Genomic DNA, 21,786 nt, shown 5'->3' on the forward strand with positions numbered 1-21,786 from the left:
AGCCGGGCTTCAGGGGGATGATTACATCATGCCGCCCATGCCACCCATGCCGCCCATGTCACCACCACCGGCAGCTTCCTTCTCTTCCGGATCGTCAGCGACCATGGCTTCGGTCGTGATGATCAGGCCGCCAACGGAACCGGCAGACTGCAGGGCAGAGCGCGATACCTTGGCCGGGTCAAGAACACCCATCTCGAACAGGTCGCCGTACTCGCCGGTCTGAGCGTTGTAACCGAAGTTGCCTTCGCCATCACGGACACGGTTGAGAATGACAGAGGCTTCTTCACCAGCATTGGTGACGATCTGGCGCAGCGGTGCTTCCAGTGCGCGGATGGTCAGCTGAATGCCGTGGGTCTGGTCTTCATTGGCGCCCTTCATGTCACGCAGGCGAGCCGAGGCACGTACCAGGGCAGTACCACCACCGGGGACCACACCTTCTTCAACGGCTGCGCGAGTCGAGTGCAGCGCGTCTTCAACGCGTGCCTTCTTCTCTTTCATTTCCACTTCGGTAGCAGCACCAACGCGGATAACGGCAACACCGCCGGCCAGCTTGGCAACACGCTCCTGCAGCTTCTCGCGATCGTAATCGGAAGACGTGTCTTCGATCTGAGCGCGGATCTGACCAACGCGGGCTTCGATATCGGCTTCAACACCGTTGCCGTCGATGACAGTGGTGTTTTCCTTGGACATGGTGATGCGACGTGCGCTGCCCAGGTGGTCCAGAGTGGCCTGCTCAAGGGTCAGACCGACTTCTTCTGAAATCACGGTACCGCCGGAGAGGATCGCGATATCCTGAAGCATGGCCTTGCGGCGATCGCCAAAACCGGGTGCCTTGGCGGCTGCAACCTTGACGATGCCGCGCATGTTGTTGACGACCAGGGTCGCCAGCGCTTCGCCTTCGATGTCTTCAGCAATGATCACCAGCGGCTTGCCAGCCTTGGCGACATTTTCCAGCACCGGCAGCAGTTCACGGATGTTGGAGATCTTCTTGTCGACCAGCAGGATGTAGGGGTCTTCAAGCTCGACCGCCATGGTTTCCTGGTTGGTGACGAAGTAGGGCGACAGGTAGCCGCGATCGAACTGCATGCCTTCAACGACTTCCAGCTCGTCTTCAAAGCCACGGCCTTCGTCGACAGTGATGACGCCTTCCTTGCCGACCTTTTCCATCGCGTCAGCGATGATCTGGCCGATGGTGCTGTCACCGTTGGCAGAGATGGTGCCGACCTGCGCGATGGCGCGCGAATCGGTGCAGGGAACGGCCATGCTGCGGATTTCTTCGACGGCCTTGGCGATGGCAATATCGATGCCGCGCTTGAGGTCCATCGGGTTCATGCCGGCGGTCACGCCCTTGAGGCCTTCGTTGACGATGGCCTGCGCCAGAACGGTCGCCGTGGTGGTGCCGTCACCAGCCACATCGGAAGTCTTGGAAGCCACTTCCTTGACCATCTGGGCGCCCATGTTCTCGAACTTGTCCTTCAGCTCGATTTCCTTGGCAACGGAAACGCCGTCCTTGGTGACAGTCGGTGCACCAAAGGATTTTTCCAGAACAACGTTACGACCCTTCGGGCCCAGCGTGGTCTTGACGGTATCGGCAAGAACGTTGACGCCGCGCGCCATGCGCTTGCGAGCATCATCGGAGAACTTGATCTGCTTGGCGGACATTACGGTAATTCCTCGATTCTATGTTCGTGTAAAAATTGACGTAAAAGAGGTATCAGCCTTCGAGCACGCCGAGAATGTCGGACTCGCTCATGATCAGAACTTCTTCACCGTTGACCTTTTGTTTCTCAACGCCAAAGCCATCCTTGAAGATCACCTTGTCACCGACCTGAACGTCGAGCGGACGTGTTTCGCCGCTGTCAAGGATGCGGCCCTTGCCAACTGCGAGGATTTCACCGCGGGTCGGTTTTTCCTGCGCGTTGCCGGGCAGAACGATGCCACCGGAGGTCTTTTGTTCTTCTTCCACGCGACGAACGACAACGCGATCGTGCAAAGGACGGATGTTCATTTCTCACGTTCTCCCTGATTGGTTACATGGACTGCTCGGGGGCGCTCAACAAGCGGCTTCCCGCCCCCTGGTTCCGGTGTTACCGGAGTATTTGGGTCGATATCACGACGTGGCAGATTAATGAGGCCGCATCAGATCGTTTCAAGGGGGCGAGGCAATTTTTTTACTCGCGCCGATCCTTGTCGTTTTCAATGATTTCACCTTCAATCACCCGGGTTTGCGAGGACGCGTTCGCCGATGTATCGCGCTCGGGCTGGGTATAGGTATCACCGCTCTTGTCATGGTTGGGATAGTAGCGGTGCACGTTGACGTTGCTGCGCATGAAGCGGCCAAGCAACGCACTGCGGGAGAAGGGTAGCAGGCAGAAGATCGCGATCACGTCGGTGAGAATTCCCGGCATGATCAACAATACGCCTGCCATGATCATGGCTGCGCCACGCTTGAGCTCAAGGCTTGCCACGCCGCCGGTGACCATCTTTTGCTGGGCCTGGCGAAATGAGTCGAGCCCTTCACGACGGATCAGATGCATGCCAAGGGCCGCCGCCAGCACAATAACCAGCAATACCCAGGCGCCGATCAGCTTGCCCAGCACGAAAATCGAGATCAGATCCAGCAATAGAAAGAAGCCGATGGGTAACAGCAGGGGCATGATGTCTTCGCACTCTCGCGTTCGATGTGTTCACAAGGATGCCGTAATCGCTCTGCACTCCTGTGATGGAATTCGAGCACGGCAGCTGTCGATAGCACAGGATACTGGCATGTCAGCGGCAAGAGGTATATGCCCGGATGGCGGCAGGGGATAAAAGTCGGGCAGTCAGGGAGCAGGATGCGAACAGTCAGGAAGTGATACATGCCAGGCAGGACGGCAGCCATGGGCTGCCGCCCATGGGTCGATCAGAGCTCGACGCTGTCGCGCAGCTGCTCGACGGTAGCGCTCCCGATACCGCTGACGCGGCTCAGGTCATCAGCACTTTCAAAGGCGCCGTGGGCCTCACGGTCGGCAACGATGGCCTCGGCCTTTTTCTCGCCAATACCCGGCAGGGCCGTCAGCTCGGCGGCCGTGGCGGTATTGATATTGATGCCTTGCGGCTCGGCCATGAGCGGAGCAGACATGGAAAGCGCGGCGGTGGTCAAAAGCATTGCGATCAGTTTGCGGGTCATGCCGATTCCTTTATGTAGTGGAGGGACATTCAAGGGTATCGGCAGCAATCAATGCTTATTTAGGGATATTTTATATATAACGTTATGTCTTGATGGTGACCGGTGACTATCCCGCCGGCCGGACACAACCCTTATACTGGCGCCTCGAACTACAGGAGCCCGCATGTCTTCCCCACTGATCATCGCCCTCGACCATGCCAGCCTGGAGGCAGCGCTGCCGCTGGTGGACCAGCTCGATCCGCAACGCTGTCGCCTCAAGGTGGGCAAGGAGCTTTTTGTCCGCAGCGGCCCACAGGCCCTGGAAGCCCTGCACCGGCGCGGCTTCGAGGTCTTTCTGGATCTCAAGTTTCACGATATCCCCAATACGGTGGCCGCTGCCGTGCATGCTGCCGCCGATCATGGCGTATGGATGGTCAACGTCCATGCCTCGGGCGGACGGGCAATGATGCGCGCCGCGCGGGATGTGCTCGATCGTCACGCCCTGAATACGCATCTGATCGCCGTGACCGTGCTCACCAGCATGGATGATGAGGCGCTGGCCGAAACCGGCGTGGCTCGTCTGGCAGGGGAGCAGGCGCTGCATCTGGCGGGGCTTGCCCGGGAAAGTGGCATGGATGGGGTAGTGTGTTCGGCCCTGGAAGCCGGCGATGTGGCCGCTCAATGTGGTCATGAATTCCTGCGGGTCACGCCGGGTATCCGACCCGCGTTTGCACAGCGCGACGACCAGAGCCGTGTCATGACGCCGCTTGAAGCCCTCCAGGCGGGCAGTACCCATCTGGTTATTGGTCGGCCGGTGACGCGTGCCGAGGATCCGATGGCAGCGCTGGTGGAGATCGAGCAGGAGCTTTCGAACGCAGGGGCATAAGGGGCGCGCTACTCGCCTTCAAGGCCCGTGATGGGTTTGATGGTGCCCCACTGGCGACAGCTGGGGCAGTGCCAGTAAAGCTGCTCGCCCTGAAACCCGCAGCTCTTGCAGCGATAGCGCGCGCGCTGGGCCATGAGCTGTTCGGTATGGCGCTTGAGCAGGCGCAGGTGCTCGAGTTCATGGTCCGGCACCTCCTTGAGATAGAGGTCCATCAGGTAGTCGATCCCGCGCAGGCTCGGGTTGCGTTGAAGCTGCTCGCTGACCAGTCGGGTGGCGCGCTCGACGCCTTCCCGCGCGCGCAGCCGTTCGGCCAGCAGCAGCACAAAGGAGACATACGGGGCCTTGTCGAGCTGATCCTGCAGGAAATCGATCAGCCCCGCTTCATCGTCAAGCAGATCGAAGGCACGCTGGATGGGAGCCAGGGTAATGGGCACCATGTCGCTGTCCTGATCGCGAATGCGGCGCAGGGCGCGAATCTCGTTGCGGTAGCTGCCGGCGCGGTGCTCGATATCGGCAAAGATCCAGTTGGCGCGCACACAGGCCGCATCAATGGAGAGCGCCTGTTTGAGATGCTTGCGCGCGGGGCCGGGACTGCCTTCCTCGATGGCCTGCTCGGCGAGCTCACAGTGCCAGTGGGCCGCGGCGCGCCTGAGCGGTTCATCCTGACGCACGAGCTGGGGCAGGGCCACATCCAGCGCTGCCTGCCAATCCTTTTCCCGCTCGTAAAGATCGACCATCAAACGCTTGGACGCCGTGGCCGTCTGCTCGTTTTCACACTGACGCGTCAGCGTCACCAACAGACGTTCGGCGCGATCAAAAACGCCCAGACGCATGAAATCGCGTGCCAGCTCAAGCTGCACCTGTTCACTCTGTTCGGGAGTCAGTACGGGGCGCGCCAGCAGGTTCTGATGAATCCTGACGGCGCGATCGGCTTCACCACGCATACGAAAGAGATTGCCCAGCGCAATGTGGGTATCAATGGTATCGCCGTTGACTTCAAGCGCCTGTACGAAGGTTTCGATGGCGCGGTCGGGCTGCTCGTTGAGCAGAAAGTTCAGCCCGACAAAATAGTCGCGTGAAAGGTGTTGACCGGTAAGGGCCCTGTTGCGATAGCGGTAGTGCTTTCGCTCCATGCGACCCAGCCACCAGCCGATGCCGATTGCCGCAACAAGAATAAGGAGCAGCACGGGATCCGGCATTCAGGGGGCTTCCTTGAACTCCTGGACGCGCAGGCGATCCAGCTCCTTGCGCTGTTGCTGATTGTCATGCCGGGCACGCATGAGCGTGGTGCGAAGGCGCAGATAAAGCCCTGACATGGCCACCATGCCCAGCAGTACGCCGACCACCAGCGCTGATAGAAGCCACAGAGACAGTGAAGCAGCGGGGAGTTCCGCCCAGATAACGTCCAGCGGGACGGTTTGCTGGTTACGCACGGCAAACAGCATGCCCAGCAGTAGAACGATCAAAGTGACAACAGCAAGTACCACGCCCTTGAGCCAGCGCATAGCAGATCCCTGGTTTTCCCTGTCCAATTGAAAGCAGTGTAACACCGGCATTGGCATGCAGCGATGTTTACGGCACGTGTCCGGTGCCGTTATAAGGCAGGAGGCATATTGACATAAACCTGATGCGAGAAAGGCTCAAAATCCCTCTTCGCGGCTGGAATTGACCTGCTCGCGCAGTTCCTTGCCAGGCTTGAAGTGGGGGACATGCTTGCCACTGAGGCTGACGGGATCGCCGGTTTTGGGATTGCGCCCCGTGCGTGGCTCACGATAGTGGAGGGAGAAACTGCCAAAGCCACGGATTTCGACACGGCCACCGTTGGCCAGCGTATCGGTAATATCGTCAAGAATCAGGCGAACCGCCGACTCTACCTCCTTGACGGACAGCTCTGACTGTTGCGCGGCAATCTGTTCGATCAATTCGGACTTCGTCATCAGGGGTTCTCCATCCGTCCTGTCGGGAGCCTTCAAGGGCCTTTTGTTTGTCCTCAGCATAGCCGCTAATGTGAGATAAAACAACGCACTACATACGGGCTAAAATTCATGTCAGGTCCGGCTTTCAAAGTTCGAGACAATCATGGGCGTGGCGCGCTGGCTGCGTATAATGGCGCAGGGGCAACCGCCATCTGACAGGAGAGTAACGTGAGCGAACAAAAAGCCTTTGATGCCACGGCGCGCAAGCGTCTTTACTGGCATTCCCGTCGTGGCATGTGGGAGCTGGACCTTATGCTGGTGCCCTTTTTCGAGAACCGTTTCGACGAGCTCAGCGATGAAGATCAGTATGCCTATCAGGCGCTGCTCGCCGAGGAAGATCAGGATCTTTTCCTGTGGCTTATGCGTCGCGAAATGCCCGGCAATCAGGCGCTGGTGCCCATTATCACGCAGATTGTGGATTATGCCGAAAACACCCATACAAGTGACGTTCGCCCGCTCTAGGGTGGCAGCCGGTCTGTACCTGCTGGTCGGTGGCGCCATTGCGCTGGCCTGCGCTACCTGGCTCTCGCCGGTCTGGGCCGCCGTGGTATTTGTCGTACTGGGTGGGCTGGGGTGGCAACAGGCCGGGCACGTGCCGCCACCGCTTCGCACGAGCGGCCATGGCCAGTGGGAGCAGTATCGTCATGGTCAGTGGCACGCCGTGACGCTTGAGGTATCACGGCTGGGACCACTGCTGTGTGAGGTGCGTATCGCGCGTCGCCGTTACGCGCTCTGGTATGACATGGTCGCGCCCGAGCAGTTTCGTCAACTGCGTCGGGCGTTTTTGGATCGACCTCCGGCTAAGGGTCTGCGCGACACGGCTCAGGGCTGAGCGCTGTCGGGGCGCTCGTCGCTCAGGCGCCTGCCACCCACCAGATGATGACGACTGGCACGTTTTCTCAGGCGCGAGCTGGGCAGGCGCTGGATATTGCTCAGATAGCCCACCAGCGCCCGTGCCTGACGAGCCAGCTCACGATTGAGCCATAGGTAGCCACTGGGGCTGAACAGGGCGCGCCCTGAAGAGGAACGCCCGGAGAAGGCGCGATTGACGTAGCGCTGCAGATCCAGTGCTGCGATCTCCAGATCGATCTCCTGACCGGTGCGGATCTGATGGGCCAGCGCTGACAGGGCCCGTGCCAGTATCTGCTGTTCACTGCGCAGCCCCTCAAGACTTTCAATGATGTCGTGGCCATTGCGGGTATCCCAGTGGGTTTCCAGCAGCAGCTCGACGGTGGAAATCATGCGCCGCTCCAGCGACAGCAGGCTGTTGAGTTCGCCGCGGCGCAGTCTCCCTTCCTTGTGAACGGCATCGATCAGACCGCGCTGCTTGATCAGCTGCGTGGTGGTCTTTTTCATCTCTTCGAGTGTCTGATCGTGATCGGCCTCGGTGGCCACGGTATGGGCATAATAAAGGCTTGCCAGGCGGTCGAGGTTGTCGGCCAGCATGAAGCGGAAAAGGTCCGTGGCCTTCTGGGGCAGCACGATGATGGTGATGACGATACCGATGCTGGTGCCCAGCAGCACATCGAAGGCGCGCCATAGCGCAATGGTCAGATCCTCGTTGCCATCGCCGGTCACCATCAAGAGCGTGATGCCAAACATCAAAACGCTATAGCCATAGCGCGAGGTAAAGGTGGCGTGCAGCGCCACGGCAATGGCGGCCAGCGTCAGCACTTGAATGGTGCCTGACGGCGCCGCCGGAATCAGCAGCAATACGATGCCCAGAAGTCCACCCAGGGCGGTACCGATCAGACGCTGCCCGCCCTTGTCGAGCACGCCGCCGACATGGGGCAAATTGCCCATGACCATCAGGGTACTGACCGGCGCCCAGATGCTGTGGGGAATATTGAAAAGCGAGATGATGAAAAATGTGATGCTGAGCGCGATGGTGGCGCGCAGCGTATAGAGATAGTGACGATAACGATAATTGAAGTAGGGATCGCGAAAGCGTATGCGTGCCATGGGGCGCCGGACTGAATGAATGAGTATCCCTATCTTATCGTCGAAGAATCCAAAAACTCGAGGGATAATCCTCTTTTACGGGCGCTCGGGGCGACATGTGCCGCCCCGATATGTGTCATGCCGCACTGGTCAGGCGCTTCTCCATGATCTCCTCGGCAAAGTGGCAGGCCACCCGGGCGCCTTCGACCTCGCGAAGCGCCGGCCGGCTGTCGGCGCATTCGGGACGGGCGTGCGGACAGCGTCGATGAAAGGCGCAGCCCGAGGGCGGTGACAGCGGTGAGGGCAGCTCACCGCTGAGCGCGATCCGGGTCCGACGCTCATCGGGATTGACCGACGGGGTCGCTGACAGCAGCGCCTGGGTGTAAGGATGGCGCGGCGTCTCGAAAAGCGCTTCGCGCGAACCGACCTCTACCGGCCGGCCCAGATACATCACCATGACGTTATCCGCCACGTGTCGCACCACGCTCAGGTCATGCGAAATGAACAGATATGCCAGGCCAAATTCCTCCTGCAGGTCGTTGAGCAGATTGAGTACCTGAGCCTGCACCGACACGTCCAGTGCCGATACCGGCTCATCGAGCACCAGCACCCGGGGACGCAGCATCAGCGCGCGGGCCACGGCAATGCGCTGGCGCTGGCCGCCGGAGAACATGTGCGGATAGCGGTCATAGTGCTCCGGGCGAAGCCCGACACGGGCCAGCATGTCGCATGCCATACGCCGGCGCTCATCGGCCGACGTATTGGTGTTGATGACCAGCGGCTCTTCCAGAATGGTCCCAATGCGCTTGCGCGGATTGAGCGAGCCATAGGGATTTTGGAACACCATCTGCACATCGCGGCGCAGTGCGGCCAGGGTCTGTCGATCCGGATGGGCGGCATCGTGTCCGCCGATTGACAGTTCTCCCGAAGACGGGGTCTCCACCAGGGTCAGCATGCGGGCCAGCGTTGACTTGCCACAGCCGGACTCGCCCACCACGGCCAGGGTTTCCCCGGCATGCAGGGTAAAGCTGACGCCACGAACGGCGTGCAGCTCGGCGCGGCGCAAAAAGCCCTGGCGCACCTGATAGGTCTGGACGAGATCGCGCGCCTCCATCAAGGGGGCAACGGACAGGGATTCATCAAGAAGGTCGGGTCGGCTCATGACATGATCTCCAGATCTTCTTCATTGAGCGGGTGATAACAGCGGACATGACGAATGCCGAGACCGGTTTCGGCGTGCATGGTCACCAGCGCCGGGCGGCTGGCGCGGCAGTCCGGGCGTGCATGGGTGCAGCGCGGATGAAAAAGACACCCCTGCGGGCGGTCATTGATGCCTGGCACTACACCCGGAATGGTCGGCAGGCGCGCCGTACCCGGATGGCGCTCCGGCAGCGCGTTGAGCAGTGCCCCGGTGTAGGGATGGGCGGGCTCGCGGAAGACGTCATGACTGACACCGGTTTCCATCAGCTGTCCGGCGTACATGACAGCCACGCGGCGGGCTGCACCTGCCACTACGCCCATGTCATGGGTGATCAGAATCATCGCCATGCCGCGCTCTTCCTGCAGGCGCATCAGAAGATCCAGAATCTGCGCCTGAATGGTCACATCCAGCGCCGTGGTCGGCTCATCGGCAATCAACAGCCGCGGATTGCAGGCAATTGCCATGGCGATCATCACACGCTGGTTCATGCCGCCCGAGAGCTGGTGCGGGTAGTCATTCAGGCGTTTGGCCGGAGCAGGAATGCCGACCTGGTCCAGCAGTTCGATGGCGCGCTCACGCCGCTGGCGACGGCTGCCGCCTTCATGGGCCCTGATGGCTTCCAGCAGCTGAAAGCCGATGGTAAAGCTCGGGTTGAGGCTGGTGCTCGGTTCCTGAAAGATCATGGCAATATCGTTGCCGGTCAGGCGTCGCCGGGCACGGTCGCTCAGGGTCTGCATGTCCTGGCCGGCAAAGTGAAAACGGCTGGCCTCGACCCGGGCGTTGAAGGGCAAAAGCCCCATCATGGCCAGCATGGTGACGCTCTTGCCGGAACCCGACTCCCCCACGATGCCGAGCACTTCGCCTTCATTCAGGGTCAGACTCAGATCCGAGACCGCGGCAAAGCTGCCTTCATCCGTGTCGAAGGACACGCTGAGCTGTTCAATCTCCAGAAGCGCCATGGCGCTCTCCTGTTGTGAAATGATCGACGTTTGTCGTTGTTGTCGTGTCCGGTCGCTCATGGCCTGTGCCATCAGCGCTTGAGGCGCGGATCAAGCGCGTCGCGCAGCCCATCGCCCATGATGTTGAAGGCCAGTACCGTGATCAGGACCGCAAGCCCCGGGAAGGTCACCACCCACCAGGCCTGCAGCACATACTGGCGGGCATCGGCCAGCATGCTGCCCCATTCCGGCGTCGGCGGCTGGGCACCCAGGCCCAGAAAGCCCAGCGCGGCGGCATCAAGCACGGCATTGGAGAAGCTGAGCGTGGCCTGCACGATCAGCGGCGCCAGGCAGTTGGGCAGAATGGTAATGAACATCAGGCGAAACATGCCGGCGCCGGCCAGCCTTGATGCCATCACGTATTCGCGCTCGCGCTCGGTGATGACCGAGCTGCGCGTCAGGCGCACGTAGTGGGGCAGATAGACCACCGCGATTGCCAGCATGGCGTTGAACAGTCCGGGCCCGAGGACGGCGACCACCACCACGGCCAGCAGCAGGCTTGGGATCGACAGCATGATGTCCATCAGGCGCATGATGAGGGTATCGACCCAGCCACGCAGAAAGCCGGCCAGAAGGCCCAGCAGCACGCCGATGCCCAGCGACAGCGATACCACGATGACGCCGATGGTCATGGAAAGCCTCGCACCGTGGATCAGGCGACTTAATATGTCGCGGCCCAGATCATCGGTACCCAGCACAAAGCGCATTGTGCCGCCGTCCTGCCAGAAGGGCGGGGTCAGCACGCTGTCACGAAACTGCGCAACCGGTGAATAGGGCGCGACCACGTCGGCCAGACAGGCGATCAAAACGATCAGCGCGATAATGACCATGCCGACCAGCGCGGCGCGGTTGCGACGAAAGGCGCGCCACACATCGCGCAGCGGGGAAGGCCGTCCGGGAGCGCGCGCTGCGGGTAAACCTTCATCGAGCTCCGGCACGGCCGCCGGCGGCTGAGGGGTAACCTGTGTCATATCCGTGATCTCCGGGCTCAGCGATGGTGGCGAATGCGGGGATTGATCAGCCCATAGAGCAGATCAACGATCAGATTGACAACCATGACGATCAGGGCAATCAGCAGGATGCCGCCCTGAAGCGAGGGGTAGTCGCGCCGGCTGACGGCATCGATCAGCCATTTGCCGATACCGGGCCAGGAGAAGATGGTTTCGGTGAGGATGGCACCGGAAAAGAGCAATCCGATCTGTAGCCCGATCACGGTCGTGACCGGGATCATGGCGTTGCGCAGAGCGTGGATCGCGATGATGCGCCAGGGCGAAAGCCCCTTGGCGCGGGCAGTGCGGATATAGTCTTCGCCGAGCACCTCAAGAATCGATGAGCGGGTCATGCGCGCGATCACGGCCAGCGGAATGGTCGCCAGCACGATCGTGGGCAAAACCAGATGGCGCAGGGCATCCACGAAGGCGCCGGGCTCGCCGGAGAGCAGGGTGTCGATCAGCATGAAGCCGGTCGGGGTCTCGATCCAGAAGCTTGATGAGAGCCGTCCCGAGACCGGCGTCCAGCCCAGAATCCCCGAGAAGAAGATGATCAGCAAAAGCCCCCACCAGAAAATCGGCATCGAATAGCCGGTCAGTGAGGTACCCATCACGGTGTGATCAATGATCGAGCCGCGTTTGATACCGGCAATCACGCCCAGCGGGATGCCCAGACACACGGCCAGCAGCATGGCGCAAAAGCCAAGCTCGAGCGTGGCCGGGAACAGGGATAAAAACTCATCGAGCACCGGGTTGCTGCTGATCAGGGAGTGGCCCAGATCGCCCTGGACCAGATTGCCCAGAAAGCTCAGGTACTGCTCCCACAAAGGCCGATCAAGCCCCAGTTCGGCCATCACCTGAGCGTGACGCTCGGCCGAGATACCGCGCTCGCCGGCCATGATGGCCACCGGGTCGCCGGGGATCAGATGAACCAGCGTGAAAGTAATCAGGGTGATTCCCAAAAGCGTGGGAATCAGCATCAGAAGTTTGCGAAAGACAAAGCTCAACATAGGGTTATTCCGCCGCCGCGAACGTGTGATCCGGGCCTGCGAGCACGCGCCGACATGGCCTGTGGGCCAGAAGACGTGGTGATCAGCAGGAGTGGGCAGGTAATGAATGACGGCGACGCCTCAGCGCGCCCCATTCATGCCTGAAAATCCGGGGGGGCGTTCAGCCGGTGCCTGATTGGGACAGGCCGGCGGCGCATGTGGCGCGAAGGGTCAGGCGGGTCTTGTAAAGCCGTCGAGCGGAGAGGGTATTGGTCATGGTCATTTGTCCGTACTTGTTATTGTTGCTGCAGCGAACCTGCCTCGTAAGCAGTGTTGCAGTAAGTGATAGACCCTATGCGATTCCCCGGACACTGTCCATGCCCGCAATGACGCATGGACAAGCGTCAGCACCTGTCAGCGACTCTTTCATTGACGTTGTCAGTCGTTTTTTGAAAGATGCCATCAGGCAGGCGACCAGGAAAGCGCCGATGTTTCCAGGCGTGCCGTTCGGCCCACCGGCCATGCCTGGTTGTGATCGCCGTGGCCAAAGGGCAGGCCGTGGTAGAGCGCAATATCATGTGGGGCCAGCCATTCCTGAATGATCGCTTCGAGGCTGGTGTCCGTACCGGTACTGTCACAGTCGGTGAAACTGCCCAGACAGACCGCGCGAATGCGGGTCAGATCAATGCTTGCCAGCAGTTGATACAGATTGCGCTCAAGGCGATACAAGCGCTCGCCCACGTCCTCCAGCATCAGGATCGCCCCCTGAGGCACATGCAGCGCGGCAGGCGTGCCGGCCATGCTGGCAAGCGTGGTGAGGTTGCCACCGATGAGCACACCTTCCACGGGTGCCGTGGGGCCTGCCACGTGCTCGGCGCGCATGTACCCGCCATCCCCTGCCAGTACCGGTGCAATGCTTGTCATGGCCTCGGCGCGCGCCGTTCGAGCCTCACCTTCTGCATGTTCAAGCAGGGCCAGTTCGGTCGTCACCGGCGCATGAATGGCGCGGCGGTCGCGAGCATGGAAGGCACTCAGCAGCACGCTGATATCGGAATACCCCAGCAGCGGCACATCGGGCAGGCGCTGCCAGTCGATGTGATCGATGAGCTGCGCGCAGCCGTAACCACCGCGCAGACACCACACTGCCGCCACGTCCGCTAGGTTGAAGGCCGCGTACAGATCCGTCAGACGCTGCTCAACCGTGCCGGCCAGATAACGATGCCGGGCCCCGGCGTTATCCATGAGACGTGGGGTGTAGCCCATCTGTCCGAGCAGGGTGCAGATGGTCTCGATGCGCTCGGGCAGCACGGCGCCGGCCGGCGCGATAAGCGCTACAGTGCAGGGGCCATCACCCAGCGGGCGCAGTGTGGAGAGTTCAGTGAGAGATGGTGTCATGGCAGTGGTCCGAAAGACGTGAAAAACCCCGCTCGAACGAGCGGGGTGACATCCTACGTCAGGGGGCCTACTCCTTGATATCCACCCCGTAGAAGGTATGCACGCCGGTCGGCTGCACCTGATAGCCGGTGACGTTGCTGCGCACCGGCTCATAAACGATTGAATGGGCAATCGGCAGCCAGGGCATCTGATCGCGGAAGATCTCCTGTGCCTGCACGTAAAGCTTCGCGCGCTCGTCCTGATCGGTGGCGGTCGCTGCCTGGCGCACGATGTCGTCGTATTCCTCGTTGCACCACTTGGCGTAGTTGGAGCCATCACGCGCGGCGTTACACGACAGCAGCGTATTGAGAAAGTTGTCCGGGTCGCCGTTGTCACCTGTCCAGCCGAACAGGCCGGTCATCGCTTCACCCTCGGTGGCCCGACGCAGATACTCGCCCCACTCGTAGGAGACGATCTCGGCATTGACGCCAATATCTTTCCAGTCGGACTGGATGATCTCGGCCATGCGGCGTGCGTTGGGGTTATAGGGGCGCTGTACCGGCATTGCCCACAGTTGGGTCTTCAGGTTTTCAACGCCGGCCTCGGCCAGCAGCTTCCTGGCCTGCTCCGGGTCATGGGGGATTTCCTCGACATTTTCGTCATAGCCCCACAGCGTTGGCGGAATCGGGTTTTTGGCCTTCTCGCCGGCGCCCTGATAGACCGACTCGATGATCGCATCGCGATCCACGGCCATGGAGAGTGCGCGGCGCACCCTGGGATCATCAAACGGCGGTTTCTGGGTCTGGAAGGAGAGATAGCCGATGTTCAGCCCCTCGGCCGATTCCAGATTGATGTTGGGGTCGTTACGCATCGCCTCCAGGTCGGCCGGGTTGGGGTAGACCATGACCTGGCATTCGTTGGCCTGCAGCTTCTGGAAGCGCACCGAGGCGTCAGGGGTGATCGAAAAGACCAGCCGGTCCAGCGGCGACCTGCCTTCCCAGTAGTCCGGATGGGCCTGATAGCGGATATAGGCGTCGCGTTGAAAGCCGGCAAACTGGAACGGCCCCGTCCCTATCGGCTGCTGGTTCATGCGCTCGGTATGGCCTTCCTTCATCAGCTGGTCGGCGTACTCAGCCGAGAGGACCGAGGCGAAATCCATCGCCATGTCGGAGAGGAACGGCGCCGAGGCGCGGGTCAGGTGGAAGCGTACGGTGTGATCATCGACCTTCACGATGCGCTCGATCAGATCCGGCATGCCCATGCCTTCGAAGTATTCATAGCCGCTGCCGACCCCGTGCCAGGGGTGATCGTCTTCCAGCTGACGGTTGAACGAGTAGAGCACGTCATCGGCGTTGAACTCGCGCGAGGGCGTGAAGTAATTCGTGGTCTGGAATTTCACGCCCTCGCGCAGGTGGAAGGTGTAGGTCCTGCCATCATCGGAGACCTCCCACGACTCGGCCAGTGCCGGCTTGATCTCGGTCGTGCCCGACTTGAACTGCACCAGGCGGTTGTAAATGGTGCGTGAGGAGGCATCAAAGGTGCCTCCGGCGGTGTAATGCTGCGGGTTGAAGCCTTCAGGGCTGGCTTCGGAACAGTAAACGAGGGTCTTGGCATGGGCGGTACCGGTGGCTGCGAGCAGCAGGCCACCTGCCAGCAGCAGCCGGCGGGAAGTTGTCTGAGTCATGAGGGTATCTTTTGTATATTGTTGGTTTTGACCGGCAGGGTAGGCCGGTGATCGCCATGGCGCCGACGATGATCGGCACCATGGGTGTAACGTCATGACACAACGTCACGCGTTGAAGCTATGCCGGGGAGATATGGACTGTCAATTGTCACTATCACGGCCAGGGCCTGGACCTGTGTCTAATAGCGACAGCGAATGGTTCAAAAAAGACGATACGAGCGGCGGGCGCGCTGCATGAGGCGATGAATCAGAGCGTCATTTGAAAGCGCAAAACGGGCAAATAAAAGAGGAAACGTGTGTGTTCGCCACCGTTGATCAAGAGTGGTAAAACGAAATGAAAGTACGGGCAGAAGATGGATATCTGAAAGAAAGCGAAGGGGCTTGCTGGAAGGTTTGGTGCCCGGAGCCGGGATCGAACCGGCACGACCTTGCGGTCGAGGGATTTTAAGTCCCTTGCGTCTACCTGTTCCGCCATCCGGGCGAGGAGTCGACGGCTAATCTGCTTGAGGCCATCTGAGGCGGCCGGGAGTCAGGCAGAAGGGAGATGGAGGCTGGAGTCGGAATCGAACCGGCGTACACGGAGTTGCAGTCCGCTGCATAACCACTCTGCCATCCAGCCTCTAAACGATGCGGAAAACGAGATGGCGTTACTCGTTGACCTGTCCGTTGATCCCGTAAGGGATGGAGCGGGAAAGGAGATTCGAACTCCCGACCCTCGCCTTGGCAAGGCGATGCTCTACCACTGAGCTATTCCCGCTCAACGGGTGCGAAATATACCGATGTGACAGGAAGGTGTCAAACAAAACCCGGTAAAAATCGCACCGCAGCCACACGTTACGCTCATATCGAGCGAGTCAGTTCCGGCCATGCCGCGCGCAGATACTTGTACATCGACCACAGGGTCAAAATCGCGGCCAGATACAACAGTAGAAAGCCGATCTGCGCCAGAATCGTTCCCGGGGCAAACCCGAGCAGCAGGATGATCGAGATCATCTGAAAGGCCGTCTTGTACTTGCCGATGCTCGAGACCGAGACGCTGGCACGCTTGCCCAGTTCGGCCATCCATTCACGCAGCGCCGAAATCACGATCTCGCGGCCGATGATCACCAGTGCCGGCAGCGTGAGAATCAAGTCACTGTAGAACTCGATCAGAACGCCCAGGGCGACGGCGACCATCAGCTTGTCGGCCACCGGGTCCAGAAAGGCACCAAAGGGCGTGCTCTGGTTCCAGCGGCGCGCCAGGTAGCCATCAAACCAGTCGGTAATGGAGGCGATGGTGAAGAGCAGGGCGGCCAGCAGATTGCTCGGGCCGGTCGTCAGGTAGAACACGATGACCAGAAGCGGTATGAGTACGATTCTTGTCAGCGTCAAGATATTGGGGATGCTCATGGCACTATCGGGTCCTGACCGGGGGTGAAACATACCTGCAAGAGTGATGGATTCTAACGCCTGATCGCGCCGTCAGCCATGCAGTGCCTGGTGAATCTGTGTAGCAAGTTGTGCATTGATGCCGGGAACGCGGGCGAGATCATCACGGGAGGCGTTGCGAATGCCCTGCAGGCCACCGAAATGGCGCAGCAGCTCCCGGCGTCTTTTGGGACCAATTCCGGGAATCTCCTGAAGGGTAGACGAACGTCGCGCCTTGTCACGTTGCTGACGGTGGCCGGTAATCGCAAAGCGGTGGGCTTCATCGCGAATGTGCTGGATGAGATGCAGCGCCCCGGAGGCACTTTCCAGCGTCAGGCTGCGCTCGACAGTGTCAATGAATAGCGTTTCAAGTCCGGGTTTGCGCGTGGTGCCCTTGGCCACCCCGAGCAGCACGATGTCAAACACGCCCAGTTCCTCGAACACGTCACGGGCCATGTTGAGCTGGCCCTTGCCGCCGTCGACGATCAGGATATCGGGCCTTGGTACCTCACCGCTTTGAATCCGCTTGTAGCGCCGGGTCAGCGCCTGACGCATGGCGGCGTAGTCATCGCCGGCGGCCACGCCCTCGATGTTGAAACGGCGGTAGTCCGACTTGATCGGGCCGCTGTGATCAAACACCACGCAGGAGGCCACCGTGGCTTCCCCACTGCTGTGGCTGATGTCAAAGCACTCCATGCGCTGGGGTGTCTCTTCCAGATCCAGTGCCTTCGCCAGTGCCTTGAAACGGGCGTCAAGCTGCTGACGGCTGGCAAGCTTTGTCGCCAGGTGCTGATCAGCATTGGTTTGCGCCAGCTCCAGCCACTGGGCACGGTGTCCGCGGACCTGGTGGGCAATGCGCACCCGGCGCTGCGCATGTTCAGACAGGGCCTCCTGCAGGATCTCCTGATCCTCCACGGGATGGGAGGTCAGCACTTCAGCCGGCATCTCATTGCTCTGGCCCAGATAGTACTGGCTGACAAAGCTGCTCAGCAGTGCCTCGGGGCTCAGGTCCAGCCCGTTGTCGGGCGTGTGGTGGCGCGAGCCGAGTACACGGCCCTGACGAATGATCAACACGCTGACGCACAATCCGCCCGGGCGCTCGGCGAGGGCAAAGACATCGGCATCACCGCCGGCGGTATCCACCGACTGCTGGGACTGCAGGCGGCGCAGCTGCTGTACCTGGTCACGCAGGAAGGCGGCCTGTTCGAACTGCAGGGCCTTCGCGGCTGCTTCCATGTCGGCGTAGAGCTTCTGGGTAACCTGGTCGCTCTTGCCTTCCATGCACATTAGGGCGAGGTCGAGATTGCGCTGATAGTCTTCCTGGCTGATATAACCCACGCACGGCGCCGTACAGCGATCGATCTGATACTGCAGACACGGGCGGCTTCGATGGGCAAAGACCGAATCCTCGCAGTTGCGGATGCGAAAGATCTTCTGCATCAGCGACAGGCTTTCACGCACGGCGCCGGAGCTGGTGAACGGGCCAAAGTAGCGGCCATCGTTACGTTTTTGGCGCACGCGACGCAGCTCCAGCGCCGGGTAGGGATGGCGGTCACTGGCAAAGATATAGGGGTAGGACTTGTCGTCACGCAGCAGGATGTTATAGGGCGGACGCTGCTGCTTGATCAGGATCTGTTCCAGCAGCAGCGCTTCGGTTTCGCTGCGGGTCACGGTGACCTGAATGTCCCGAATGCGGCTGACCAGTGCCTGGGTCTTGGCATTGAGTCCCGTATTGCGGAAATAGCTCGACAGCCGTGCCTTGAGCCGCTTGGCCTTGCCGACGTAGAGGACATTCTGGTGTTCATCGAGCATGCGATACACACCCGGTGACTCGGTGACCGTTTTCAGGAATTGGCGTGGATCAAACGCCGTGATCACCTCATCATTCATGATGACCTCCGCAAGTAATAGTGGCTTCATTTTAACAGATATCGCTGAAAACACCGCGGCTATCACCCTGCCGGCCGTGCACTCGAGAGGTCGGCAGGATATCAGGCTGCGGAAAAGGGTTGACGGTGAGAAGGCTTCGTCGTATAGTGCGTCCCGGTTTGGGGCCTTAGCTCAGCTGGGAGAGCGCAACACTGGCAGTGTTGAGGTCAGCGGTTCGATCCCGCTAGGCTCCACCAATTATTTGAGGGCCGCTGTCATCAGACAGCGGCCCTTTTCGTGTGTCTGTTTTTTGCCTGCTCGCCCTGAGCCTTTATTGACAAGCAGGTACTAAAAAAGGGCCACCGGCGCTTGCCGGGTGGCCCTTGTGTCCTGCTGCCATCGCAATGGATATTACGCGGTGGTATTGATCCTGGTGCCGACCAGGCCTTCGGTGGCAAGCTTCGGCATCGTGTCAACCGATGACATCAGTGTCGTCATCTGCTCGGCCTGACCATCCAGCGACTTTTTCAAAACGCTGGTCTGTACGTCACTGCTGAGCTGGTGCTGCTGCAGCGCCAGCGAGGCATTGACCATGCCATTAACGCTCATGTCCATGGGCGTTCTCCTGCGTCGAGTGGATCACCGCTGCGCCTGCAGCGGGTGGCGCCTTAGCCGACGATGGCTTCGGCGGCCTCGGGCGACAGCGTCTCGATAATCACGCATTCTGCCGCCTCGGGCACAAGACCGGTGATTCTGACCCGGTAGTAATGATGAACGTCGTTGCCGCTGCCCGTTTTCTGCATCACGACACTCGACATCATGTGGCATTCATCGCCGGGGTGAAGATCCGGCGGCATCAATTCGATGGGAATCCATGCTTTTGTTCCGGTGGCAAGCATAGGGTGCTCCTGAAGGTATCCGGTCGGGCAGCACAGGCTGTCCGTATGGCCTTCTTATCGGCATCAGGCGCACCGGCTTTAACATCCATCAACCGGCAGTAGCGTCATGTCAGATTCGGTGTCAGGTCCCCGGGCGGTCTGCATCAGGTGACTGTACGGCGAGCACTTCACACAGGGCTTCCATCGGCCCTATCTCCCTGACCAGCAGCGCACATGTCAGGACACCCCCTGCCTTGCGTGCAAAACGCAGGTGAAACAGTGTCCCGATGTCGGCGTTGTCCGGCAGATCTTCCCGCGTTACCACCAGTTCATCCCCTGTGGTCATCTCATTGTCCTGTTAGCGATATGCGATGGCGGCATGGCCGGCCGCAGAATAACTGTAAAAATAGTCAGTTTTTGCTTGCCGTCGGCCTGCCCGGTCTGGATAATTATCCATATAGGATAACTATTATCCTCTGGAGTTGTATCACACCAACATGCTCAAGGAGGTGTTCATGTGGCCCATGATTTTGGGATTCTGCGGCAAAATTCCGGTCCGGATTCTGGTGGCACTGGTAGCACTTTGTCTATTGGCGGGCGGCCTGTGGGGCTTTACCCAGCGGCTGGAGCACTGGCGTGAGGCGCTTGCCAGCGCACAGGAAGAGGCGCGCAGTGCGCAGGAGCTTGCCCAGCGTCAGCAGCTGGTGGCCCGTGCCTGGCAGGCGCATGCCGAACACCTGGCAGAAGTGGGGGCCAGTCGCGAGCGAGAGCTTGAAGCCAATCAGCAGGCATTGGCCGGAAAACGACAACAGCTGGAGAGGATCATCAATGATGACCAGACATCAAAGACATGGGCTGATCATACTGTGCCTGACGGGGTGCATCAGTGGCTGCGCCAGCTCACCGCCGCAGACCACGCCGGTGATGGTACCGCCACCGCCCATACCGCGCTATCTGACGCAGCCTCTGCCGGCGCCGGAAGGGATTGAGCATGTACGCACCAATCAGGATCTGGTCATCCTGCTGACGGACTACGAGCAGCTTCGCCGGCGGATGAACACCGATCGGGACGCCGTGCAAAGGCTCTGGGAAGGCATGAAGGTCACCATGACCAGTGAGATTGAGACGGGAAACAGCAGTGAATAATGGTAGATCGACGTCATCGCCCCGGCGATGACGTCGTACGACCGGGTCAGCTCACGCGACCAACCATCAGAAATTCCATCAGTGCCTTCTGGGCGTGGAGCCGGTTGCCGGCCTCCTGCCAGACAAAGGCGCGCGGATCATCCAGCAGGGTTTCGCTGATCTCTTCGCCGCGATGGGCCGGCAGGCAGTGCAGGAACATGACCTCATCATCGGCCGCGTCGAGCATCGCTTCATTGACCTGAAAGCCACTGAACGCCTTCATGCGCGCGGCCTGTTCCTCTTCCTGACCCATGGAGGCCCACACATCGGTCGTCACCAGATGTGCGCCCTCAACCGCGGCACGCGGATCACGAATGATCTCAACGCGTGAGCCGGCTGCTTCGAGAATGTCCTGATCGGGTTCGAACCCTTCGGGGCAGGCGATGCGCAGATTGAAATCAAACTGGCGTGCGGCGTTGATCCACGAATGGCACATGTTGTTGCCATCGCCGACCCAGACGGCGGTCTTGCCCTTGACCGGGCCGCGGCACTCGGTCCAGGTCTGCACGTCGGCCAGCAGCTGACACGGGTGATAGTCATCGGAGAGGGCGTTGATGACCGGGATGGAGCTGGCATCGGCAAAGGATTCGATGCTGTCGTGCGAGAAGGTGCGGATCATGACCGCATCGACCATCTCGGAAAGCACGCGGGCGGTATCACCGACCGGCTCGCCGCGCCCCAGCTGGCTGTCACGCGGTGACAGGAACAGCGCATGGCCACCAAACTGGGTCATGCCCGTCTCAAAGGAAACACGGGTACGGGTCGAGGATTTTTCGAAAATCATGGCCAGCGTTCGATTCTTCAGCGGCGTGTAGACCGGGCCATTCTCGGCCAGCTCACGCTTGATGGTGATCGAACGATCGATGAGATAGGCCAGTTCCTGAGGTGAAAGATCCATCAGGGTAAGAAAGTGGCGAAGGGCCATGTCTCGATGCTCCTGTGTGTGCTTAACGTTACGGTGATTGAAACGTTGCAGAGCGCCACATCGGGCGTGACGCTCAAAAAGGGCGGTGGCCGCTCCCGTATGGCGGGTGACGGGCCTGGCGCCGTTGATCCTGCGTACCTGCCGGAAAAACCAACGAAAAAGCGCCGCACGAGAGCTGGCGGCGCTTTGAAATATTGCCATGGTCGATGGCGGAAGACGGGCCCTGCTGCCCGGCATCAACCCGGGTCATCCTAACCAGAGCCTTGGGGGCGCGCAACTTCATGTGGTGGCCACACCTTGATCCGGGCTGATTTAGTCCCCATGTCGGCGTACACT

The 21,786-nt window shown here is 60.3% G+C and carries 24 protein-coding genes and 4 tRNA genes; 5 read left to right on the top strand and 23 right to left on the bottom strand.

Going from position 1 to position 21,786, the window contains the following annotated elements; translation table 11 throughout:
- Positions 1-21: 21 nt before the first annotated feature.
- The 4 genes from groL to IE123_RS00650 form a co-directional block, all read right to left on the bottom strand.
- Positions 22-1,662: a chaperonin GroEL gene (gene groL, locus IE123_RS00635; RefSeq protein WP_189514067.1), complete on the bottom strand. Its 1,641-nt coding sequence runs from the start codon at positions 1,660-1,662 to the stop codon at positions 22-24.
- Between the two features lie 52 nt (positions 1,663-1,714).
- Complete coding sequence (locus IE123_RS00640) at positions 1,715-2,008, bottom strand: co-chaperone GroES (RefSeq protein WP_189514070.1); 294 nt, start codon at positions 2,006-2,008, stop codon at positions 1,715-1,717.
- A 163-nt stretch (positions 2,009-2,171) separates the two neighbouring features.
- The gene (locus tag IE123_RS00645) at positions 2,172-2,657 is read right to left on the bottom strand and encodes an FxsA family protein (RefSeq protein WP_189514073.1); all 486 of its coding nucleotides are present in this window, start codon (positions 2,655-2,657) and stop codon (positions 2,172-2,174) included.
- Positions 2,658-2,902: 245 nt separating this feature from the next.
- Positions 2,903-3,169: a ComEA family DNA-binding protein gene (locus IE123_RS00650; RefSeq protein WP_189514075.1), complete on the bottom strand. Its 267-nt coding sequence runs from the start codon at positions 3,167-3,169 to the stop codon at positions 2,903-2,905.
- 163 nt (positions 3,170-3,332) lie between these two features.
- Here IE123_RS00650 and pyrF point away from each other — a divergent pair, with 163 nt between their 5' ends.
- Positions 3,333-4,034 (top strand): orotidine-5'-phosphate decarboxylase, encoded by a 702-nt coding sequence (gene pyrF / locus IE123_RS00655; RefSeq protein ID WP_189514078.1) that lies wholly within the window; start codon positions 3,333-3,335, stop codon positions 4,032-4,034.
- A gap of 8 nt (positions 4,035-4,042) precedes the next feature.
- On the opposite strand, the gene lapB is transcribed toward pyrF, so the two are convergent.
- The 3 genes from lapB to IE123_RS00670 form a co-directional block, all read right to left on the bottom strand.
- Positions 4,043-5,233 (bottom strand): lipopolysaccharide assembly protein LapB, encoded by a 1,191-nt coding sequence (lapB, locus tag IE123_RS00660; RefSeq protein WP_189514081.1) that lies wholly within the window; start codon positions 5,231-5,233, stop codon positions 4,043-4,045.
- Positions 5,234-5,539 carry a lipopolysaccharide assembly protein LapA domain-containing protein gene (locus IE123_RS00665; RefSeq protein ID WP_189514084.1) on the bottom strand — a complete coding sequence of 102 codons (306 nt, stop codon included), beginning with the start codon at positions 5,537-5,539 and terminating at the stop codon, positions 5,234-5,236. It abuts the gene before it with no gap.
- Positions 5,540-5,674: 135 nt separating this feature from the next.
- Positions 5,675-5,971: an integration host factor subunit beta gene (locus tag IE123_RS00670; RefSeq protein WP_189514087.1), complete on the bottom strand. Its 297-nt coding sequence runs from the start codon at positions 5,969-5,971 to the stop codon at positions 5,675-5,677.
- Positions 5,972-6,178: 207 nt separating this feature from the next.
- Here IE123_RS00670 and IE123_RS00675 point away from each other — a divergent pair, with 207 nt between their 5' ends.
- The gene (locus IE123_RS00675; RefSeq protein WP_189514089.1) at positions 6,179-6,472 is read left to right on the top strand and encodes an FAD assembly factor SdhE; all 294 of its coding nucleotides are present in this window, start codon (positions 6,179-6,181) and stop codon (positions 6,470-6,472) included.
- A 1-nt stretch (position 6,473) separates the two neighbouring features.
- On the top strand, positions 6,474-6,842 hold the full coding sequence (locus IE123_RS00680) for a hypothetical protein (protein WP_189514092.1): 369 nt from the start codon (positions 6,474-6,476) through the stop codon (positions 6,840-6,842).
- Here IE123_RS00680 and IE123_RS00685 read toward each other — a convergent pair.
- The 12 genes from IE123_RS00685 to uvrC form a co-directional block, all read right to left on the bottom strand.
- A complete protein-coding gene (locus IE123_RS00685) occupies positions 6,833-7,972 on the bottom strand; it encodes an FUSC family protein (RefSeq protein WP_189514096.1) in 1,140 nt (379 codons plus the stop codon). The genes IE123_RS00680 and IE123_RS00685 overlap by 10 nt on opposite strands.
- 115 nt (positions 7,973-8,087) lie before the next feature.
- Positions 8,088-9,113: a dipeptide ABC transporter ATP-binding protein gene (locus IE123_RS00690; protein WP_189514099.1), complete on the bottom strand. Its 1,026-nt coding sequence runs from the start codon at positions 9,111-9,113 to the stop codon at positions 8,088-8,090.
- Positions 9,110-10,111 carry an ABC transporter ATP-binding protein gene (locus IE123_RS00695; RefSeq protein WP_189514102.1) on the bottom strand — a complete coding sequence of 334 codons (1,002 nt, stop codon included), beginning with the start codon at positions 10,109-10,111 and terminating at the stop codon, positions 9,110-9,112. The genes IE123_RS00690 and IE123_RS00695 overlap by 4 nt, the downstream gene beginning before the upstream one ends.
- Positions 10,112-10,182: 71 nt before the next feature.
- Positions 10,183-11,121, bottom strand: a complete 939-nt coding sequence (locus IE123_RS00700; RefSeq protein WP_189514105.1) for an ABC transporter permease subunit — start codon at positions 11,119-11,121, stop codon at positions 10,183-10,185.
- A 17-nt stretch (positions 11,122-11,138) separates the two neighbouring features.
- Positions 11,139-12,149 carry an ABC transporter permease subunit gene (locus tag IE123_RS00705; RefSeq protein ID WP_189514109.1) on the bottom strand — a complete coding sequence of 337 codons (1,011 nt, stop codon included), beginning with the start codon at positions 12,147-12,149 and terminating at the stop codon, positions 11,139-11,141.
- 441 nt (positions 12,150-12,590) lie between these two features.
- Complete coding sequence (locus IE123_RS00710; protein ID WP_189514112.1) at positions 12,591-13,523, bottom strand: S66 peptidase family protein; 933 nt, start codon at positions 13,521-13,523, stop codon at positions 12,591-12,593.
- A 67-nt stretch (positions 13,524-13,590) separates the two neighbouring features.
- The gene (locus IE123_RS00715; RefSeq protein ID WP_189514115.1) at positions 13,591-15,186 is read right to left on the bottom strand and encodes an ABC transporter substrate-binding protein; all 1,596 of its coding nucleotides are present in this window, start codon (positions 15,184-15,186) and stop codon (positions 13,591-13,593) included.
- A gap of 394 nt (positions 15,187-15,580) precedes the next feature.
- Positions 15,581-15,667 (bottom strand) — tRNA-Leu (locus tag IE123_RS00720).
- 64 nt (positions 15,668-15,731) lie between these two features.
- Positions 15,732-15,805: transfer RNA gene (locus IE123_RS00725), tRNA-Cys, on the bottom strand.
- A gap of 63 nt (positions 15,806-15,868) precedes the next feature.
- A tRNA-Gly gene (locus IE123_RS00730) sits at positions 15,869-15,943 on the bottom strand.
- Between the two features lie 83 nt (positions 15,944-16,026).
- On the bottom strand, positions 16,027-16,575 hold the full coding sequence (gene pgsA / locus IE123_RS00735; RefSeq protein ID WP_189514118.1) for a CDP-diacylglycerol--glycerol-3-phosphate 3-phosphatidyltransferase: 549 nt from the start codon (positions 16,573-16,575) through the stop codon (positions 16,027-16,029).
- 72 nt (positions 16,576-16,647) lie between these two features.
- Entirely contained in the window at positions 16,648-18,483 is a 1,836-nt protein-coding gene (gene uvrC / locus IE123_RS00740; RefSeq protein WP_189514121.1) for an excinuclease ABC subunit UvrC, read from the bottom strand.
- Positions 18,484-18,643: 160 nt separating this feature from the next.
- On the opposite strand from uvrC, the gene IE123_RS00745 reads away from it, so the two are divergent.
- Positions 18,644-18,719, top strand: a tRNA-Ala gene (locus tag IE123_RS00745).
- 154 nt (positions 18,720-18,873) lie between these two features.
- Here the strand turns inward: IE123_RS00745 and IE123_RS00750 are convergent.
- From IE123_RS00750 to IE123_RS00760, 3 genes are all read right to left on the bottom strand, one after another.
- Positions 18,874-19,077: a putative motility protein gene (locus IE123_RS00750; protein WP_189514124.1), complete on the bottom strand. Its 204-nt coding sequence runs from the start codon at positions 19,075-19,077 to the stop codon at positions 18,874-18,876.
- Between the two features lie 53 nt (positions 19,078-19,130).
- Positions 19,131-19,361: a hypothetical protein gene (locus IE123_RS00755; RefSeq protein WP_189514126.1), complete on the bottom strand. Its 231-nt coding sequence runs from the start codon at positions 19,359-19,361 to the stop codon at positions 19,131-19,133.
- A gap of 121 nt (positions 19,362-19,482) precedes the next feature.
- The gene (locus tag IE123_RS00760) at positions 19,483-19,686 is read right to left on the bottom strand and encodes a hypothetical protein (protein WP_189514128.1); all 204 of its coding nucleotides are present in this window, start codon (positions 19,684-19,686) and stop codon (positions 19,483-19,485) included.
- 169 nt (positions 19,687-19,855) lie between these two features.
- On the opposite strand from IE123_RS00760, the gene IE123_RS00765 reads away from it, so the two are divergent.
- The gene (locus IE123_RS00765) at positions 19,856-20,329 is read left to right on the top strand and encodes a hypothetical protein (RefSeq protein ID WP_189514129.1); all 474 of its coding nucleotides are present in this window, start codon (positions 19,856-19,858) and stop codon (positions 20,327-20,329) included.
- Positions 20,330-20,532: 203 nt separating this feature from the next.
- Here the strand turns inward: IE123_RS00765 and argF are convergent, their stop codons facing one another.
- Positions 20,533-21,450: an ornithine carbamoyltransferase gene (argF, locus tag IE123_RS00770; protein ID WP_189514131.1), complete on the bottom strand. Its 918-nt coding sequence runs from the start codon at positions 21,448-21,450 to the stop codon at positions 20,533-20,535.
- Positions 21,451-21,786 lie beyond the last annotated feature (336 nt).

Origin of the sequence: Kushneria pakistanensis, from assembly GCF_014652795.1 — a bacterium.
Lineage (GTDB): Bacteria > Pseudomonadota > Gammaproteobacteria > Pseudomonadales > Halomonadaceae > Kushneria > Kushneria pakistanensis.